Source organism: Erysipelothrix piscisicarius (assembly GCF_003931795.1).
Lineage (GTDB): Bacteria > Bacillota_I > Bacilli_A > Erysipelotrichales > Erysipelotrichaceae > Erysipelothrix > Erysipelothrix piscisicarius.
The window spans coordinates 852,480-869,531 of the sequence record NZ_CP034234.1 but is presented as its reverse complement, the minus strand read 5'-3'; the positions used below and the strand labels follow the sequence as shown (position 1 = coordinate 869,531).

The 17,052-nt window shown below is 38.2% G+C and carries 31 protein-coding genes and 1 pseudogene; 2 read left to right on the top strand and 30 right to left on the bottom strand.

Features of this window, described 5'->3' with window-relative positions; translation table 11 throughout:
* The first annotated feature begins 66 nt into the window (after positions 1 to 66).
* Together EEI45_RS04380 and EEI45_RS04375 are read left to right on the top strand one after the other, a co-directional pair.
* Positions 67 to 531, top strand: coding sequence for a hypothetical protein (locus EEI45_RS04380; protein WP_125164283.1), 465 nt, complete (start codon positions 67 to 69; stop codon positions 529 to 531).
* An 11-nt stretch (positions 532 to 542) separates the two neighbouring features.
* Complete coding sequence (locus EEI45_RS04375; RefSeq protein ID WP_125164282.1) at positions 543 to 749, top strand: helix-turn-helix transcriptional regulator; 207 nt, start codon at positions 543 to 545, stop codon at positions 747 to 749.
* Here the strand turns inward: EEI45_RS04375 and EEI45_RS09220 are convergent.
* From EEI45_RS09220 to rplB, 30 genes and pseudogenes are all read right to left on the bottom strand, one after another.
* Positions 744 to 1,187, bottom strand: a complete 444-nt coding sequence (locus EEI45_RS09220; protein WP_228410202.1) for a hypothetical protein — start codon at positions 1,185 to 1,187, stop codon at positions 744 to 746. The two genes, EEI45_RS04375 and EEI45_RS09220, sit on opposite strands and share 6 nt — an antisense overlap.
* Positions 1,188 to 1,341: 154 nt before the next feature.
* Positions 1,342 to 1,635 carry a hypothetical protein gene (locus EEI45_RS09215; RefSeq protein ID WP_228410201.1) on the bottom strand — a complete coding sequence of 98 codons (294 nt, stop codon included), beginning with the start codon at positions 1,633 to 1,635 and terminating at the stop codon, positions 1,342 to 1,344.
* Positions 1,632 to 2,668: pseudogene (locus EEI45_RS04365) on the bottom strand (DUF871 domain-containing protein). Before EEI45_RS04365 ends, EEI45_RS09215 begins: the two are co-directional and overlap by 4 nt.
* A gap of 59 nt (positions 2,669 to 2,727) precedes the next feature.
* A complete protein-coding gene (locus tag EEI45_RS04360) occupies positions 2,728 to 3,033 on the bottom strand; it encodes a hypothetical protein (RefSeq protein ID WP_125164281.1) in 306 nt (101 codons plus the stop codon).
* A gap of 64 nt (positions 3,034 to 3,097) precedes the next feature.
* Positions 3,098 to 4,378, bottom strand: a complete 1,281-nt coding sequence (locus tag EEI45_RS04355; protein WP_125164280.1) for a PTS sugar transporter subunit IIC — start codon at positions 4,376 to 4,378, stop codon at positions 3,098 to 3,100.
* Between the two features lie 358 nt (positions 4,379 to 4,736).
* Positions 4,737 to 5,099: a 50S ribosomal protein L17 gene (gene rplQ / locus EEI45_RS04350; RefSeq protein WP_018579484.1), complete on the bottom strand. Its 363-nt coding sequence runs from the start codon at positions 5,097 to 5,099 to the stop codon at positions 4,737 to 4,739.
* 11 nt (positions 5,100 to 5,110) lie between these two features.
* The gene (locus tag EEI45_RS04345; RefSeq protein WP_003775232.1) at positions 5,111 to 6,070 is read right to left on the bottom strand and encodes a DNA-directed RNA polymerase subunit alpha; all 960 of its coding nucleotides are present in this window, start codon (positions 6,068 to 6,070) and stop codon (positions 5,111 to 5,113) included.
* A 32-nt stretch (positions 6,071 to 6,102) separates the two neighbouring features.
* Positions 6,103 to 6,492, bottom strand: a complete 390-nt coding sequence (gene rpsK, locus EEI45_RS04340; RefSeq protein WP_003775229.1) for a 30S ribosomal protein S11 — start codon at positions 6,490 to 6,492, stop codon at positions 6,103 to 6,105.
* A 29-nt stretch (positions 6,493 to 6,521) separates the two neighbouring features.
* Positions 6,522 to 6,887, bottom strand: coding sequence for a 30S ribosomal protein S13 (rpsM, locus tag EEI45_RS04335; RefSeq protein ID WP_125164279.1), 366 nt, complete (start codon positions 6,885 to 6,887; stop codon positions 6,522 to 6,524).
* Between the two features lie 15 nt (positions 6,888 to 6,902).
* Positions 6,903 to 7,016, bottom strand: a complete 114-nt coding sequence (gene rpmJ, locus EEI45_RS04330; RefSeq protein ID WP_016357297.1) for a 50S ribosomal protein L36 — start codon at positions 7,014 to 7,016, stop codon at positions 6,903 to 6,905.
* A gap of 23 nt (positions 7,017 to 7,039) precedes the next feature.
* A complete protein-coding gene (infA, locus tag EEI45_RS04325) occupies positions 7,040 to 7,258 on the bottom strand; it encodes a translation initiation factor IF-1 (protein ID WP_003775226.1) in 219 nt (72 codons plus the stop codon).
* A complete protein-coding gene (gene map / locus EEI45_RS04320; RefSeq protein ID WP_125164278.1) occupies positions 7,255 to 8,025 on the bottom strand; it encodes a type I methionyl aminopeptidase in 771 nt (256 codons plus the stop codon). Before map ends, infA begins: the two co-directional genes overlap by 4 nt.
* Positions 8,022 to 8,672 carry an adenylate kinase gene (locus tag EEI45_RS04315; protein WP_125164277.1) on the bottom strand — a complete coding sequence of 217 codons (651 nt, stop codon included), beginning with the start codon at positions 8,670 to 8,672 and terminating at the stop codon, positions 8,022 to 8,024. The genes map and EEI45_RS04315 overlap by 4 nt, the downstream gene beginning before the upstream one ends.
* 18 nt (positions 8,673 to 8,690) lie before the next feature.
* Complete coding sequence (gene secY, locus EEI45_RS04310; protein WP_125164276.1) at positions 8,691 to 9,989, bottom strand: preprotein translocase subunit SecY; 1,299 nt, start codon at positions 9,987 to 9,989, stop codon at positions 8,691 to 8,693.
* Positions 9,989 to 10,429 carry a 50S ribosomal protein L15 gene (gene rplO / locus EEI45_RS04305; protein ID WP_125164275.1) on the bottom strand — a complete coding sequence of 147 codons (441 nt, stop codon included), beginning with the start codon at positions 10,427 to 10,429 and terminating at the stop codon, positions 9,989 to 9,991. Before rplO ends, secY begins: the two co-directional genes overlap by 1 nt.
* Before the next feature lie 12 nt (positions 10,430 to 10,441).
* On the bottom strand, positions 10,442 to 10,948 hold the full coding sequence (gene rpsE / locus EEI45_RS04300; RefSeq protein WP_125164274.1) for a 30S ribosomal protein S5: 507 nt from the start codon (positions 10,946 to 10,948) through the stop codon (positions 10,442 to 10,444).
* Between the two features lie 14 nt (positions 10,949 to 10,962).
* On the bottom strand, positions 10,963 to 11,319 hold the full coding sequence (gene rplR, locus EEI45_RS04295; protein ID WP_125164273.1) for a 50S ribosomal protein L18: 357 nt from the start codon (positions 11,317 to 11,319) through the stop codon (positions 10,963 to 10,965).
* A gap of 21 nt (positions 11,320 to 11,340) precedes the next feature.
* The gene (gene rplF / locus EEI45_RS04290) at positions 11,341 to 11,886 is read right to left on the bottom strand and encodes a 50S ribosomal protein L6 (RefSeq protein ID WP_125164272.1); all 546 of its coding nucleotides are present in this window, start codon (positions 11,884 to 11,886) and stop codon (positions 11,341 to 11,343) included.
* A gap of 15 nt (positions 11,887 to 11,901) precedes the next feature.
* Positions 11,902 to 12,300: a 30S ribosomal protein S8 gene (rpsH, locus tag EEI45_RS04285; RefSeq protein WP_125164271.1), complete on the bottom strand. Its 399-nt coding sequence runs from the start codon at positions 12,298 to 12,300 to the stop codon at positions 11,902 to 11,904.
* A gap of 21 nt (positions 12,301 to 12,321) precedes the next feature.
* On the bottom strand, positions 12,322 to 12,591 hold the full coding sequence (gene rpsN / locus EEI45_RS04280; RefSeq protein WP_003775210.1) for a 30S ribosomal protein S14: 270 nt from the start codon (positions 12,589 to 12,591) through the stop codon (positions 12,322 to 12,324).
* Positions 12,591 to 13,136 (bottom strand): 50S ribosomal protein L5, encoded by a 546-nt coding sequence (gene rplE / locus EEI45_RS04275; RefSeq protein ID WP_125164270.1) that lies wholly within the window; start codon positions 13,134 to 13,136, stop codon positions 12,591 to 12,593. Before rplE ends, rpsN begins: the two co-directional genes overlap by 1 nt.
* Positions 13,137 to 13,150: 14 nt before the next feature.
* Entirely contained in the window at positions 13,151 to 13,459 is a 309-nt protein-coding gene (gene rplX / locus EEI45_RS04270) for a 50S ribosomal protein L24 (RefSeq protein ID WP_125164269.1), read from the bottom strand.
* 9 nt (positions 13,460 to 13,468) lie between these two features.
* Positions 13,469 to 13,837 carry a 50S ribosomal protein L14 gene (gene rplN / locus EEI45_RS04265; protein ID WP_125164268.1) on the bottom strand — a complete coding sequence of 123 codons (369 nt, stop codon included), beginning with the start codon at positions 13,835 to 13,837 and terminating at the stop codon, positions 13,469 to 13,471.
* Positions 13,838 to 13,849: 12 nt separating this feature from the next.
* Positions 13,850 to 14,110: a 30S ribosomal protein S17 gene (gene rpsQ / locus EEI45_RS04260; protein ID WP_003775202.1), complete on the bottom strand. Its 261-nt coding sequence runs from the start codon at positions 14,108 to 14,110 to the stop codon at positions 13,850 to 13,852.
* 14 nt (positions 14,111 to 14,124) lie between these two features.
* Positions 14,125 to 14,328, bottom strand: coding sequence for a 50S ribosomal protein L29 (rpmC, locus tag EEI45_RS04255; RefSeq protein ID WP_003775201.1), 204 nt, complete (start codon positions 14,326 to 14,328; stop codon positions 14,125 to 14,127).
* The gene (gene rplP / locus EEI45_RS04250) at positions 14,325 to 14,747 is read right to left on the bottom strand and encodes a 50S ribosomal protein L16 (protein WP_125164267.1); all 423 of its coding nucleotides are present in this window, start codon (positions 14,745 to 14,747) and stop codon (positions 14,325 to 14,327) included. Before rplP ends, rpmC begins: the two co-directional genes overlap by 4 nt.
* Before the next feature lie 2 nt (positions 14,748 to 14,749).
* Complete coding sequence (rpsC, locus tag EEI45_RS04245; RefSeq protein WP_125164266.1) at positions 14,750 to 15,523, bottom strand: 30S ribosomal protein S3; 774 nt, start codon at positions 15,521 to 15,523, stop codon at positions 14,750 to 14,752.
* Between the two features lie 14 nt (positions 15,524 to 15,537).
* Positions 15,538 to 15,873, bottom strand: a complete 336-nt coding sequence (rplV, locus tag EEI45_RS04240) for a 50S ribosomal protein L22 (RefSeq protein WP_003775195.1) — start codon at positions 15,871 to 15,873, stop codon at positions 15,538 to 15,540.
* Position 15,874: 1 nt separating this feature from the next.
* A complete protein-coding gene (gene rpsS / locus EEI45_RS04235; RefSeq protein WP_003775192.1) occupies positions 15,875 to 16,150 on the bottom strand; it encodes a 30S ribosomal protein S19 in 276 nt (91 codons plus the stop codon).
* Between the two features lie 21 nt (positions 16,151 to 16,171).
* Complete coding sequence (gene rplB, locus EEI45_RS04230; protein ID WP_125164265.1) at positions 16,172 to 17,008, bottom strand: 50S ribosomal protein L2; 837 nt, start codon at positions 17,006 to 17,008, stop codon at positions 16,172 to 16,174.
* Positions 17,009 to 17,052 lie beyond the last annotated feature (44 nt).

Below are 17,052 nucleotides of genomic sequence, written 5' to 3'. Positions count from 1 at the left end.
TTCATGTAAACCAAACTTGACATAGTGGTTTCTTTGATGTGAAGTTAACTTAACAGGAGGAATACTATGAAACAAACACGTAATCGAATTATTTATGTCATCATTCTAATTTGGGGATTTCTTGGAACCATGATCCAATTTGATAAGATAAAACAACTCATTATAACTGATGCGGGTGTGGAACCCGTCACAATTCAGGCTAAAATTTCTATTATATGGGTCTTCCTTTTCATTACATTTGCCCTAACGATTCTATTTATCTACAAGAAAAAAAGTGGAGATTCTTGGAAAACATTTCTGTTTGAAGAGATTGATCAATTGAATGAAGATGAACGAAGTATTTTAATTGATGCGCCTGCACGTCGCTTTGCAGGCAATATTCTTGTAATGACAATGCTCATTTATCTTTTTGCACTCATGATGGGGCCACTCTCTGTGCAAAGTAGCACGATTCTTTATGCCATCGCAATCCTTTTTACAGTCTACGAGTTAAGCTATTACTTTAAATTAAAACAACTCTATTACCGATAGGAGGCTTATTTTTGATACTCAATCATATTCGTGAAAAACGAGCAGCTTGTGGCTATACCCAACAGATTTTCGCCGATCAAGTCGGGGTGTCACGGCAGACCATTATTGCTCTTGAGAAAGGGTCTTATAATCCGTCTTTAGAACTCGCATTTAAATGTGCAATCATTTTGAATTGTACTCTTGATGAACTCTTTCAATACGAAGAAAAAACCTTATGAAATTTCATAAGGTTTTTTTTGATTTAAAAGTAGATAGGCGGCATATTCTACAGCTTGATGGTTCCCCACGACATCATAACCTTCCTGAATGTGCTCGATAACTGAATCTCGAACACATTCATTATTTAATAGGACACCGCCACCAAAGGCAATTTTCGTTTTTCCATTAAGCTCAAAACTGTTTGCCAGTTTCGCAAGTTCGATCCCCGCATTTCGATAGATTGTGGCAACATGGTCAACATGCAAACATTTTGAACCCACAAGACTAACCTCTGCCGCAAAGCCTCGATAACGGTCTTGGGATTCATTCACAACACCCACAAGATCATAAGGCTGGTTTAATTTGAAATGCTCCATCATCGCATGATAAAAATCAGATTTCGGTAAGCGCCCATCCGATTCTTGGGTAAAACACTTAATAAATTGCGTCCAATCCAAAAAGCACTTCCTTCATCACCCAGCAAATACCCATAACCACCTCTCCGGTCCGTAGAACATCCTATTTTACGCATAGCAATGCACCCTGTTCCCGAAATAAGATAAACACCGTCATAATTATCCAATGCTGAAACCATCGCGAATTGCGCATCATTCATAATAAGTGCCTGGGGAAATACAGACCAAATTGCATGTTCAATTTTTCTCTAATTTTAGGATCATTGCCATAACCTGCTGTTCCAATTGCAACATCTACCGATTTAAAACAATAACCATGTTGTTCCAACTCAGTCTTACCGTGTTGAAGAATTTTTGTAATCCCATCAAAACTAACCTGCATATAATGGATGCTTTCCAGACGTACGAAGTCTACTTCTATACCAGCCTGATTAAACATCACCATGCGCGTATAAGTTCCTCCTGCATCAATGCCTAAGTAATACTTCATAGCGTAAAACTAAATTTTTGCCATGGCTTAATACGATCCAACAGGCAAAGTTCTTCCTCAACGACATGACCCACAACATTCGATTTCCCTGTGTTTTTCATGTCTTGAGTTGCAATTTGAAGTTCCCCAGCATAATGACCAAATAAACTACTTTCAATAATTATATCGCCACGCTTAATCATATCTGGAGTGTTAAAACTTTGAAATCATGACCTTTATATTTCACGCGTGACATGGTTGAACGGATAATATAATCATTTCGATCACCTCGATTAAAATGAGGCTCCTCTAAGACAATTTTACGCTCAATTTCTGGTATTTCTTTAACCAATTCAACCTTTAAATTAAGCTTATATAAATCGATTTTTTTTATTGCATCCATTTCTGCTTGAGTAGGATAACAGTTAGAAATAATAATATCATCGACAATGTTCATCGCGATATAATCTTTAATTTGAACATCAAGTGGTAAGTATCGATGTTTTTCAAGTGTTACAAGTCCGTCTGAAACGGGCCATGGGCCATACGATCCTTCCGCTTGACTGGTTACAAATGCAGCAGAGCGCAAACCGTATTTGGTAAAGTTTTGAGTACACTTCATAAAATAATCTTCATTAAGTCCCGAATATGGATGCGGATAAAAATTATGACATGCAATCAAATTATAATGGTTGGGCTGATAGTCCATAATTGTATCAATATAGTGTGTATCGTTACTCATATTAATCTCAATTTTTAAGTCATAAGGATTGAAGGTCATCATTGCTTCTTCACTCCCCCCAAATCCAGCATCAAGTCGAAGACCATCCGCCTCTATTTCTGAGAAAAATGATAAATCTGCGTAGCTAATGTCAAGATCTTTAAAGACTCTAGAGCTAACATCAACAATAATCTCAAAACCTTTTGATCGTGCGTAACGATTTATTTCTAAAAATTCATCTTTAATAACTGTTTTAGGTTTCTCAACCGATAACAAACACGAAAAGATTCGTGAGAAGCCCGCATCTGCTGCGTCATCGATATAGTGCTTCATTGATTCTACTGACGATTTGTCAGGATAGATTGAAATTCCAAGTTTTCTCATAATTGCTCCTATATATATAATATTTCATAAATCCAAAATGTCGAGATAAGCCCTATGACAAGAAATAAAATCAAAAATACCAACCAAAATGAACGTGATAATCGTTTATTTGTTTCAATAAAAAAGAAACAAAAACTGGTAGATAATGCTGTAATACTTGATACTACGATTACTTGTATCCATTTTTGGTTTAAACCAACTTGATTTAACATTGCCGGTACTATGATTGTGCCAAGAAGAATACTCCCAACAATAATAAATGCACTTTTAAAACTGATTAGGGGTGCTGAATTACTTTTTTCGTATTTATACATAGTATACCTCATTTTAACGAAAGAGGTCTTGCAGTTGCAAGACCCCCGTCTAGATCACAATTTTTTAACTTCCTACGCGTTCTTCTTCTAATAGTTTATTATCATAGATTTTAAAGAATGGATAGTAAATCACAACTGAAATTACGATGAGTAGAATATTTAAAATCGCTGCTCGATAATCGCCACCTGTTGCGATATAGGCCCCAATAGGTCCAGGCAACGTCCACGGAGCTGTAACAATAACACGATTAACCAAGCCGGCTGAAGTTGCCAACCACGCGATAACCGTACCTACAAGTGGTGTAATGATAAATGGAATGATTAATATTGGGTTCATCACAATGGGTGCACCAAATATAATCGGTTCATTGATATTAAAACATGCAGGAATAAATGCGGTTTTACCTAATGATTTAGCATATGCGGATTTTGAAAAGAAGGCCATGGCAATTGCAAGACCAATCGTTGCCCCTGAACCACCAATCCAAATAAACCATTGATAGAAGGGCTCTGCACTGATTGCTGGAAGTGCCTGTCCCGCTACGGATGCAGCGGTATTATTATCCAATAGTTGTAGCCAAATCGGACGTGCTAATGTCCCAATAATGGAGACACCATGAATCCCAAATGACCAGAAGAATGTAACAAGGAAAACAATGATAAGAACACTTGGTAGTGTATCGGCAGCATGGACAATTGGTTTTACAAGTCCAGCGATAAATGTATGCCAGTTAAAGCCAATCCAATACGTAATGGTTGCCATAAGTACAAGTATGATTGCGGTTGGAACAAGTGCTTCAAACGAGCGCGCAACAGATGTTGGAACTTGAGGCGGCATTGAAATCTTGAAGTTTGATTTATCAGTCCAACGGAATATTTCGACTGCAAGGATTGATGTGATAATTCCAACAAACATCCCTGCTCCACCAAGGTTTGCCATTGGTAATACCCATCCCGATACTTCCAACCCTGCATCTGCAGGAATGTTTATCGGTATAAAAGTCAATAGGAAGGCTGCAGTCGCTAAAATTCCTCCCGAAAGTTCATCCAAATCATAAGACTTAGCCAAGCTTGATCCAATTCCAAATGTAGCATAAAGCGTCATGATTGCCATCGATAATCTAAATGGCAGTAGAATTTTAGCGGCATGGCCTGTTAGAAATTGATAGAGCTTCCAACTCTGTGGTAATGGCGGTGCTGCAAGAATCAAAAAGAAAGATCCCACAACGATTAACGGCAATGTAGCGATGATCCCGTCACGAATTGCTCTCAGATGTCGTTGGTTCGCAAGTTTAGCCATTGGCGCGGACAATTTTTCATCCAAAAACTTTACAAATGCGTCCATATTTCTCCTCCTCGGTACTGATGTACCTCTATCAATAAATTACCTTATTTATATGAATATGTCAAATAATATTTTCGCCGATATTGGACACAGTTTGAAATAATATTTCGTTATGGAAGCGTGATGGATTATTTTTATGCTTCTCCCAAATCCTCTCCTAGGATCAATATCATCTTTATGTGTATTTTTACCTTAAAAACGATTTTGTACTGTTAAGGGGACCTACACGGGCTCTAGAGCACAAAAACCGCCTTAAATGATTAAAGCGGTTTAAAAGATTATATTTTGAGTACAATACCTCGAGACGAGAGTGGATACTCCCGTGCATACTGTATCGATTATCTTTTTTTAACTAATATTAAACGAATTCAATAATAGCCATTGGAGCTGCATCACCACGACGCATTTCAGTTTTGATTACACGTGTGTAACCACCATTGCGGTCTGCATATTTAGGTCCAATTTCATCAAAAAGTTTTTGAAGAGCTGTTTGACCAGTTTTTTCATCAGCAACAACGTTAAAAACGATTTTTGCTGCTTCACGACGAGCATGTAAATCCCCGCGTTTTGCAAGAGTTACAAGTTTATCTGCAACTGAACGAAGTTCCATTGCTTTCTTTTCTGTTGTTTCGATTCGACCATGAACAATTAAGCTAGTTGAAAGATTGCGTAGCAATGCTTTACGGTGAGCTGAATCACGACCTAATTTACGGTTTTTCATTCTATTTCCTCCTATTCAAATGATTTAAAGCCTAATCCAAGATCATGGAGTTTGTCTTTAACTTCTTTAAGTGACTTCTTACCTAGATTACGAATGCGCATCATTTCATCTTCAGTTTTAAGTGTTAACTCTTCAACTGTTTGAATACCTGCGCGCTTTAAGCAGTTATATGAACGAACTGACAAGTCTAAATCTTCGATCATCATTGTTGCCATTGGATTTTCAACGCCTGAAACATCAGGTTTAATTACAGATTCTGTTTCATAAACTGAATCTTTAATTGCAACAATTTGCTCTAAATGGTCCATTAAAATTTTTGAACCTAATGATAACGCTACTTGAGGTTGTATTGAACCATTTGTCCAAACTTCCATAATTAAACGATCATATTTAGAGTCTTGACCGACACGTGTCGGTTCGATATGATACTTAACTCTTTCAATTGGAGTATAAATAGAATCTGTAAAAATCGTGCCAATTCCTTGTGATGCATTTTGATAGATTAATTTGTTTTCATCAGAACTTACATAGCCACGACCATTACGAGCTTTAAGCTCCATCTCTAACACTGCACCTTCTGCAAGTGTTGCAATAATGTGATCTTTATTTAAGATCTCCACATTTGCTGGGCATTCGATGTCAGCTGCTGTAACAACTTTAGGACCTTTTTGTGAGATGCGAAGTGTATAAACTTCTTCATCTTGAACATTTAAAACAAGATCCTTAACGTTGAGAACTATACCTGTAACATCTTCTCCTACGCCTGCAATTGATGTGAATTCATGATACACACCCTCAATTTTAATTGAGTAAACTGCTGCTCCTGGTAAAGATGAAAGGAGTACACGTCTTAGCGCATTCCCGATAGTATTACCAAAACCACGTTCAAGTGGTTCGATAACGAACTTACCATAATGTGCTGTTTCATCAAATTCTTTTACTTCAAATTTCGCACGTTCAAACTTGTTCATCTATGAATACCTCCTTGTTATAGTTTATATTATTATCCACGTGGACGTTTTGGTGGACGGCATCCATTGTGCGGAACTGGTGTAACATCATTGATTACACTAATTTCTAGTCCTGCTACTTGAAGTGCACGAACTGCCGATTCACGACCTGGTCCAGGTCCTTTAACACTAACTTCAACTGTTTTCATACCATGATCAACTGCCGCTTTAGCTGCTGCTTCTGATGCCATTTGAGCTGCATAAGGTGTTGACTTACGTGAACCCTTGAAGCCTAAAGCACCAGCACTTGACCAAGCGATAACATTTCCTTGTTCATCTGAAATTGTAACAATAGTATTGTTAAATGTCGAATGAATGTGTGCAACTCCGCGTGCTATATTCTTACGGACACGACGTTTACGAGCTACTTTTGCTTTTGCCATTACGTTTTCCTCCTAATTAATTAACCTTATTATTTCTTTTTATTTGCTACTGTACGACGAGGTCCTTTACGTGTACGTGCATTTGTTTTTGTACGTTGTCCACGAACTGGTAAGCCACGACGATGACGGATTCCTCGGTTTGAACCGATTTCCATTAAGCGTTTGATGTTAAGGTTAACTTCACGACGAAGATCCCCTTCAACTTTGATTGATTCTACTTCACGACGGATTGCATTAACTTGTTCTTCAGTTAAATCTTTAACGCGGATATCTTGGCTGATTTCGCATTTTTCTAAGATTTCTTTTGATGTTGTTAAGCCAATACCGTAGATATATGTTAATGAGACTACTACACGTTTATTACGTGGAATGTCAATTCCTGCTATACGAGCCATTAATATGACGTCCTCCTATCCTTGTCTTTGTTTGTGTTTTGGATTTTCACAAATAATCATTACTCTACCATTGCGTCGAATAACTCTACATTTTTCACACATTGGTTTTACAGATGGTCTTACTTTCATAGTATTCTCCTCCTAAAACTATCTTATTTATGTCTAAATGTAATGCGCCCACGTGATAAATCGTAAGGCGAAATCTCAACAGTCACGCGATCTCCCGGTAAAATGCGAATGTAGTGCATACGGATTTTACCAGATACGTGAGCTAAAATTTCATGACCATTACTGAGTTCCACCTTAAACATTGCTCCAGGCAATGTATCAAGAACTACTCCATCTACTTCGATAACATTTTCTTTGCTCATGAGTGTTTAAAAGCCTCCTTTGTTCGAGTTAAAATTTCATAACTATCTTCAAGAATTACCACTGTATGTTCAAAATGAGCTGTTAAGGATCTGTCTTCTGATACAACAGTCCACTCATCATCTAATACAGATGTTTTATTGGTTCCAATTTGAACCATAGGTTCAATCGCAATAACCATATTTTTGCGAAGAAGCGCTCCCTTATTAGGAACACCAACATTGGGTACGTATGGAGCTTCGTGCATCGAAGTTCCGACACCATGTCCTGAGTATTCAACAGGAAGTCCATAACCAAATGGTTGAACTACTGTCATTACCGCATGACCAATATCTCCAATACGATTTCCCGCTACAGCAGCTTCAATTCCTGCAAATAACGACTCTTCAGTTACTTTTAATAAGTTTTTTGCTTCATCACTTATTTCCCCAACAGGATATGTCCAAGCATGATCGCTGTAATAACCTTTATAAATAGCGCCTACATCAATCGTGATAATATCGCCATTCTTGAGGATTACCTCTGAACTAGGAATACCATGAACTAAAACTTCATTTACCGAAGCACAAATTGAACCCGGAAATCCATCATAACCAAGAAACGCTGGTGTTGCACCTTGACTTAGAATATAATTACGAGCAATATCATCCAAATGTTTGGTTGATACACCAGGTTGGATTGCATCCTTGACTGCCTCTTGGCACTCAAAAGCAATTCTTCCTGCTTCGCGCATTAATTCTAATTCACGTTCAGACTTGGTTGATATCATTTAACCGCCTCCAAGATGTTTTTTATCTCATTCATAACGGTTTCTGCAGGTTGAGATGCATTAACGTCACGAACTAAACCTTTTTCACGATAATAATCGATAACTGGTTTTGTTTGGTTAATATACTCTTCAAAACGAACTTGAAGTTTTTCTTCGTTGTCATCGCTTCGTTGGTATAGTTCTCCACCGCAAATATCACATTTAGATTCTACTTTAGGTGGATTGTTGTCAATATGATAGATCGCACCACAATCTTTACATAGACGACGGCCCGTAATTCGTTTTACAAGCTCCTCATATTCTACCTCAAGATTGATTACTAAATCAATAGGGCGGTTAATATCATTTGACATTACCTCAAGTGCTTCTGCTTGATGTAAGTTACGTGGATAGCCATCCAATAAGTAACCATTCAAGCAATCATCTTTTGAGATACGCTCTTTTACCATGCGGTCGGTTACTTCGTCAGGCACAAGTTTTCCTTGATCAATATATGATTTTGCTTCAATTCCAACTGGAGTAGCATTTGAGATAGCTTCTCTAAACATATCTCCAGTTGAAATGTGAGCAACATTGAACAATTCAACAATATGCGCTGACATTGTACCTTTACCACTACCAGCAGGACCCATGATTAATAAATTCATAAACTGTCCTCCTAATTGTTATTTGTTAAATAAACCTTTGTATGAACGTTGTGTCATACGACCCTCAAGTTCCTTAACTGTTTCAAGTGCAACACCGACAACGATGATGATACCTGTACCACCAATTGCTGTACTTGCTGGAATTGCTCCCTGTGTAATCATCGGTAGCACATGAGGGAGTAATGCTACAAATGTTAGGAATAAGGCTCCTAATACCGTAATTCTATTTAGAATTGTACTGATGTAATTCTTTGTATCTTTACCCGGGCGTACACCTGGGATATATGATCCATTCTTACCGAAATCCTCTGAAATCTTTTCAGGGTCAACTTGTAAGTGTGTGTAGAAGAATGTGAATGCAATTATTAATAATGCATAGACAATTAATCCTACCGGTTGTTGTAAGCTCATTGTTGTTGTCATAAACTTGTAGAAACCACTATTTTGGTTAATCCAACTCATAACAATAACAGGTGCTTGCATAATTGCTCCAGCAAAAATTACTGGAATAACTGATGCAGAGTTAATCATTAATGGCAAATGGTTCATATTCTTACCACGAGTGGTTCCACCTACGTTTGATGTATATTGAATTGAAATCTTACGAACGGCGCCGTTCATGTAGATAACAAGAATAATAATCGCTAAGTATAAGAGCACATAGACTGCACACCATACAAAGCCCATAGTTGTACCAGCTTTAGTCATTTCAGCAAAAGCGCCTTTAAACTGACTTGGTAGATTTGATACGATACCTGCGAAAATAATCATTGATAATCCATTACCTACACCCTTTTGAGTGATTTGATCACCAAGCCATAGAAGGAACATTGTTCCCGCAGCCATTACAGTTCCCATAAAGAAGTAGTCCGCTACAGTACTACTCAACAGAATTTTATGTTGATTGTTGAGTAAGCTAATAATTCCAATCGCTTGAATGTATGCTAATACCACGCCAAGGTAACGTGTAATTCGGTCAAGTTGTAATTTACCCTTTTGACCAGACTTCGTTAACTCAGTTAAATATGGTATAACATCCATTGATAACAATTGGATAATAATTGATGCGGTAATGTAAGGTCCTACACCTAGAGCGAAAATTGAAAATGATTGGATAAACCCTCCACCAAGAATATTCATCATTCCAACTAATGTATTTGAATTTAGTTCGCTAGCCATTGATCCTGCGACTTTAACGCTATCGACGTTAGGAACAGGAATAACTGTCCCTAGTCGATAAATCAATAACATTGCAAGTGTGAAAATGACTCTTATTCTGATTTCTTTATTTTTGAATAAATCAGTAAAAAATCTCATTAGATTACCTCTACTTTTCCACCTAATTTTTCAATACTTTCAACTGCTGATTTTGAGAATGCGTTAGCTTTAACAACTAATTTTTTCTCTAATTCACCTTGACCTAAGATTTTAACTCCGTCAAGTGTTTTTTTGATAATTCCTTTTTCTAAAAGTGCTTCAATTGTAACTTCAGTTCCGTCTTCAAATACGTTTAATGAACTTAAGTTTACAACTGCGTAGTCCACACGGTTAACATTTTTAAAACCGCGTTTTGGAATACGTTTGAACAATGGTGTTTGACCACCTTCAAATCCTAGTGAAACACCACCGCCACTACGAGCATTTTGACCCTTGTGACCTTTGCCTGATGTCTTACCAGTTCCTGAACCTTGTCCACGACCAAGACGTTTACGATCTTGGCGTGCACCTTCATTATATTTTAATTCATGTAATTTCATAAAGGCCTCCTACTATCGTACGTCTTCGACTTTGATTTCTCTTAAATTCGCAACTTCATCAACTGTTTTCATTGATTCTAGTGCTTCAAATGTAGCACGAACCATGTTGATTGGTGTACGTGAACCAATACATTTTGTTAGCACGTCAGTAACACCTGCTAACTCCATAACGTCACGAATTGCTCCACCAGCAATAACTCCAGTCCCTTCTGCTGCAGGACGTACAAATACTTCTCCGGCACCAAATTTACCTGTGTTTGCATGTGGCAATGTTCCGTTAATCATCTTAACGTTAATTAAGTTTTTCTTTGCGGCTTCTACACCCTTGCGGATTGCATCTGGAACTTCGTTGGCTTTACCTGTTCCGAAACCGACACGACCTTTTTTGTCACCAACTACAACTAGAGCAGCGAAGCGGAAACGACGACCACCCTTAACAACTTTAGTTACACGATTGATGACAACAACGCGTTCTTCGAATTCTTGTTCGCGTTGTTCTCTTCTAGGTTTACGATTCATCATGTTCCTCCTTATTAAAACTCTAGTCCAGCTTCACGAGCTGCCTCTGCTAATGCTTTAACACGTCCATGATAAATATAACCACCACGGTCAAACACTACAGATTTAATTCCTTGTTCTAATGCTAATTTAGCTACAGCGTTACCAACTTGCGCTGCTGCCTCAATATTACCGCCATTTGCGAGTTTCATTTGTACCGATCCTGCTGATACTAATGTGTTACCTGTAACATCATCAATAACTTGTGCAGAAATGTTTCCATTTGATCGATACACGCTAAGACGTGGGCGTTCTTGCGTTCCACTGACTTTACGACGAACTCGAGCATGACGACGAACTCGTTCTTGATTTCTTGATAATTTTTTTGCCATCGTTCAAATTCTCCTTTCCCACTATTTCTTAGCTGCTGTTTTACCCTCTTTGCGACGGATAACTTCATTTTTGTATTTAACACCTTTACCGAGATATGGTTCAGGTTTACGAGTAGCACGAATATTTGCTGCCCATTCTCCAACGCGTTGCTTATCAACACCACTGACGTTGATAGCTGTTGAGCTAGGTACTTCGATATCTACACCATCTTCTAGTTCAAACTCGATTGGATGTGAGTATCCAACATTCAAGACTAACTTGTTATCTGACTTAGATGCACGATACCCGATACCAACTAATTCTAGAGATTTAGTGAATCCTTCACTTACTCCAGTAATCATGTTAGCGATTAGTGATCGTGTAGTACCATGTAATTGTTTAACTTTTTTTGAATCATTCGGGCGTTTAACGTTGATTTCGCCTTCGTTAATTTCGATTTCGTAAAGCTCACTGAACTGACGTGTTAAAGTTCCCTTAGGACCTTTTACTGTCACCTCATTGCCAGCTTTTACTTCGACTTCAACGCCTGCCGGAATGGTAATCGTTTTATTTCCGATACGTGACATTTAGTGTCTCCTCTCTTACCAAACGTAAGCTAAGACTTCGCCACCAACATGTTTAGCGCGAGCTTGCTTGTCTGTTAGCATACCTTCTGAAGTTGAAATGATTGCAATTCCAAGTCCGTTAAGAACACGTGGAACTTCATTTGTCTTCGCGTATACGCGTTTACCAGGTTTTGAAATTCGTTTTAACCCGCTAATTACTCGTTCGTTGTTAGGACCATATTTAAGAACAATTGTAATTGTCTTTTGGATTCCTTCACCACTAACTAGGTAGTCGCGGATAAAACCTTCTTCTTTCAAAATTCTAGCGATTTCTGTTTTTTCTTTACTTGCTGGAATTTCAACTACATCGTGTTTTGCTTGAATAGCATTACGAACACGTGTAAGTAAATCAGCGATTGGATCTGTTACATACATCTGAAAAGCTCCTCCTTTATACTACCAGCTTGCCTTTTTAACGCCTGGAATTTGCCCTTTATGAGCAGCTTCGCGGAAGCGAATACGAGACATACCGTATTTACGTAAGTATCCGTGAGGGCGTCCGTCAACCATGTCGCGGTTGTGAAGACGTACAGGTGATGCATTACGTGGAAGTTTTTGAAGTCCTTCGTAATCACCTTTGGCTTTTAACTCAGCACGTTTTTCTGCGTAGCGATCTACGATCTCTTGACGTTGTTTTTCACGAGCGATTTTTGATTTCTTAGCCATTAGTTACCCTCCTTTTTAAATGGCATGCCTAACATTGAAAGTAAAGCATAACCTTCTTTATCTGTTTTAGCTGTAGTAACGATAGTAATATCCATACCACGAACTTTATTTACTTTATCAAAATCAATTTCTGGGAAGATTAATTGTTCTTTAACACCCATAGTATAGTTACCACGTCCGTCAAATGATCCACCGTTAATACCACGGAAGTCACGTACACGAGGAAGAGCAACTTTGATAAGTTTTTCTAAGAAGTCATACATTTTTTGACCACGTAGTGTTACTCTACATCCAATAGGCATATCTTCACGTAATTTGAAGTTAGCAATTGATTTTTTAGCTCTTGTGATAACTGGTTTTTGACCAGTAATAATTTCTAAATCAGCAACAGCATCATCTAAGAATTTAGCGTTGTTGATTGCTTCACCAACACCCATGTTAACAACGATTTTTTCGAGTTTAGGTGTTTGCATTACTGAAGTATAGTTAAATTCTTCAACTAATTTAGCAACTACTTCATTTTTGTATTGTTCTTTTAAGTTCATTTAGCTATACCTCCTTATTTTACTGCTGCGCCTGATTTTTTATAGACGCGAACTTTTTTACCTTTTTCTTCTTTGTAAGCTACACGGCTTGGAGCTTTTGCTTTAGCATCGTATAACATTACGTTTGAAACATGAATCCATGCTTCTTGTTCAATAATACCACCCTCTGGGTTCATTTGGCTTGGTTTCATGTGTTTTTTAATTAAATTAACACCTTCAACCTTTACTTTGTCATGTTTAGGTGAAACTTCAATGACATCACCAATGGTCCCCTTGTATGAGCCTGTAATTACTTGAACATTATCTCCACGTTTGATTCTCATAAAAGCCTCCTATAACACTTCCGGTGCTAATGATACGATTTTCATGAAATTATATTCACGAAGCTCGCGAGCTACCGGTCCAAAAATACGAGTTCCGCGAGGAGTCATATCATCTTTTAAGATAACAACTGCGTTATCATCGAAATTAATGTATGATCCATTTTCACGACGTACACCGTATTTAGTACGAACTACTACCGCTTTAACGACATCACCTTTTTTAACTGTTCCACCAGGAATAGCTTGTTTAACCGTACCAACAACAATGTCTCCAATGCTTGCTGAACGACGACGGCTACCACCTAGGCAACGAATTACTAAGATTTCCTTAGCACCAGTGTTGTCAGCGACTTTACATCTTGATTCATTTTGTATCATCTTGACAACCTCCTACAATACTTCGGCTTTTTCAACTAATTTTGTTACGCGGCAGAATTTTGTTGCTGATAATGGACGAGTTTCCATAATTTCAACAATATCTCCAACTTTGATTTCATTAGTTTCATCATGAGCCTTGAATTTTTTTGAATAGTTTACACGTTTTCCATACAATGGATGACGTTTTGACGTTTTTACTTCTACTACTACCGTTTTATCCATTGCATCAGATACAACAGTACCACGGTAAACTTTGCGCTTGTTTCTTTCCATCGCGTTGTGACCTCCTACTTATTGTCACTAAGCTCGCGCTCAGTGATCACTGTCTTAATCCGAGCAATCGTTTTACGGATTTCTCTTAATCGAGCAGGATTTTCAAGTTGACCAATTGCTTGTTGGAAACGTAAATCAAATAACTCTTCCTTTAAAGCATCAATTTCAACTAATAAATCAGCGTCATTTTTTTCACGGATTTCTTTTACTGTTGTCATACTTGTTCCTCCTCTCCCTTTTTAACAAATCGAGTTTTAACTGCTAGTTTGTGTGAAGCTAAGCGGAACGCTTCGCGTGCTACTTCTTCAGATACTCCAGCGATTTCAAACATTACTCGACCTGGTTTAACAACGGCTACCCAACCTTCAGGTGCACCTTTACCAGAACCCATTCGAACTTCTAATGGTTTTTTAGTGATTGCTAAGTGAGGGAAGATTTTAATCCAAACTTTCCCACCACGTTTCATATAACGAGTCATTGCAATACGAGCAGATTCGATTTGACGGTTACTTACATAGTTTCCTGATTCAGCAACCAAACCGTATTCTCCAAAAGCAACTGTACGTCCAGCTTTTGAACGTCCCTCGTATGAAAGACGATGTGGTTTTCTATATTTTGTACGTTTTGGCATTAACATAACTAGTTACCTCCTTGCTCGTCTTTTGATGCAGCTGAAGCTACTGGTTTAGCATTACGTGGGTTGTTGTTTGGACGACGGTCGTTACGACGACGTGGACGATCAAACTTACCACCCTTAGGTGCTTCAGGTTCTTGAACCTTTTGACCTGGTAATACTTCTCCGCGGCAGATCCATACTTTAACACCTAAGATACCAAATTGAGTATTAGCTTCATAGTGTGCGTAGTCAATGTCTGAACGAAGTGTATGTAGAGGAACGATTCCCTCTGAATATCCTTCTGTACGAGCCATATCTGCTCCACCTAAACGGCCTGAAACGGCTGTTTTGATTCCTTTAGCACCTGCACGCATTGTACGTTGAATTGTACGTTTTTGAGCAGTTCTAAATGATGCACGTTGTTCTAATTGCTCAGCAATATTACGAGCAACTAAATGAGCATCTAAATCTGGGTTAGCAACTTCTAACACTTTAATGTTAACTGTGTTGCCTTCTGAGATTTTTGCAATATCTTTTTTAACTTTTTCAATATTTGCACCATTAACTCCAATAACAACTCCTGGGCGAGCTGTACGGATAATGATGTCAACACGATTCTTTGATCGTTCGATTTCTACGCGTGATACATATGCATCTTTAAGATTTTTGAAAATATAGTCACGAATTAATTTATCTTCGTGTAATAAATTTGCGAAATCTTTTTCAGCATACCAACGTGATTCCCAATCACGAATGACACCAACGCGCATACCGATCGGATGTACTTTTTGTCCCATTGTCTGTCCTCCCTTTAGGCGCGTTCCGAAACCACAACAGTAATGTGGCTTGTACGCTTCATGATTGGCGCTGCAGAACCTTTAGCACGAGGTCTGAAACGCTTCATTGTTACACCTTCGTCAGCATAGCATGCTGAGATGTAAAGTTTTTCTTCATCTAATTGATGATTGTTTGTTGCATTTGCAATTGCTGAATCTAAAACTTTAGCAATTACTTTTGAAGCAGAATTAGGTGTATATCTTAAGATAGCTGCTGCATGATCAACATCAAGTCCACGAATTTCATCTAGAACAAGACGTGCTTTACGTGGAGTAACACGAACTGTTTTAACTATTGCTTTTACTTCCATATTAACGACCCGCCTTCTTGTCAGCTGCGTGACCTGTATAACGACGTGTTGGTACGAACTCACCTAATTTATGTCCTACCATGTCTTCAGTAACAAACACAGGAACGTGTTCCTTACCATTATGCACCGCAAACGTATGCTCAACGAATTGAGGGAAAATAGTTGAACGGCGTGACCAAGTCTTGATAACTTCTTTTTTGCTTTCAGCATTTAGTTTTTCAACTTTATTCATTAAATGAAGATCACAAAATGGTCCTTTTTTTAAACTACGACTCATATCTTTCTTCCTTCCTTTCGTCTACTTATCATTGCGTCGACGTACAATTAACTTAGTCGATGCTTTCTTATCTCTACGAGTTTTAACACCCATAGCTTTTTTACCCCAAGGTGTCATAGGTGACTTACGTCCGATTGGAGTACGTCCTTCCCCACCACCATGAGGGTGATCAACAGGGTTCATAGCGGAACCACGTACAGTTGGGCGAACACCCATATGACGTTTACGTCCAGCTTTACCAATGTTTACTAATGAATGTTCTGAGTTTCCAACTTCACCGATTGTTGCACGGCATGTTGATAAAATCTTACGAACTTCCCCAGATGCTAATTGAACAGTAACATGTTTTTCTTCAATACCAAGAACTTGAGCTGATGTTCCAGCTGAACGCACTAATTGTGCTCCACGTCCTGGTTTTAATTCGATATTGTGTACTAATGTACCTTCAGGCATTTGGCCTAATTCTTTAGCGTTACCAACTTTAATATCAGCAGATGCGCCACTAAAGATTACATCTCCAACTTTTAACCCTTTTGGAGCTAAAATGTATCGTTTTTCACCATCAGCATAGTTTAATAAAGCAATATTTGCTGAACGGTTTGGATCATATTCGATTGTAGCAACTTTTGCTGGAATATCATCTTTGTTACGTTTAAAGTCAATAATACGGTATTGACGTTTGTGTCCACCACCGATGTGACGAGTTGTAATACGACCTGTATTACCACGTCCACCAGTTTTACTTAGTGGAGCTACTAATGAACGTTCTGGTTTAACATTTTTAGATAACTGTTCGTTAGCTAAAGTTGTCATTCCGCGACGTCCAGGAGTAGTTGGCTTATAATGTTTAATTGCCATGTAATAATTCCTCCCTACGCAAGTTATCCGGAAATAGCGTAATT